The organism is Vibrio sp. 10N.222.55.C6, assembly GCF_041473395.1.
GTDB classification, from domain to species: domain Bacteria; phylum Pseudomonadota; class Gammaproteobacteria; order Enterobacterales; family Vibrionaceae; genus Vibrio; species Vibrio crassostreae_C.
The window spans coordinates 1-474 of the sequence record NZ_JBFRSD010000160.1 but is presented as its reverse complement, the minus strand read 5'-3'; the positions used below and the strand labels follow the sequence as shown (position 1 = coordinate 474).

Sequence of the window (474 nt, the reverse complement as noted above, 5' to 3'; positions counted from 1 at the left end):
GTTTTACCTGGAATACCCGTACCGTTAGCGATAGATTGCGCGCCGCCTAAGAAGTTTGGAATGTCGTTAATACCAACAACGTCGAACCAGAACACAGGGTAAAGAGCGTGGTGCATACCTACTGATAGGAACAAACGGTTGAAGAAACCAAACAGACCAGCACCCACCGCACCCATGCTTTCTAGTTTAATACCCAGAACGATCAGAGCGTTGTAAACAGCTGGCCAGATGTAAAGTAGAGCAAAAGAGAGAGCCATACCTGCGATTGAGGTCAGGATAGGAACCAAACGCTTACCGCTGAAGAACGCTAGAGCTTGAGGAAGTTCAACCGTTGAGTAGCGGTTGTAGATCTCAGCAGAGATGATACCCACAATGATACCTACGAATTGGTTGCTGATTTTGCCAAATGCCGCAGGCACTTCACTGAGTTCAACATCCATTAACTGAGCAACAGAGCCCGGAGCAAGTAGCGTG

The 474-nt window shown here is 47.9% G+C and carries 1 protein-coding gene; it reads right to left on the bottom strand.

Features of this window, described 5'->3' with window-relative positions; all coding sequences use genetic code 11:
• A partial coding sequence (locus AB4486_RS23045) for a PTS transporter subunit EIIC (protein WP_372118831.1) occupies positions 1–474 on the bottom strand: 474 nt, incomplete at both ends.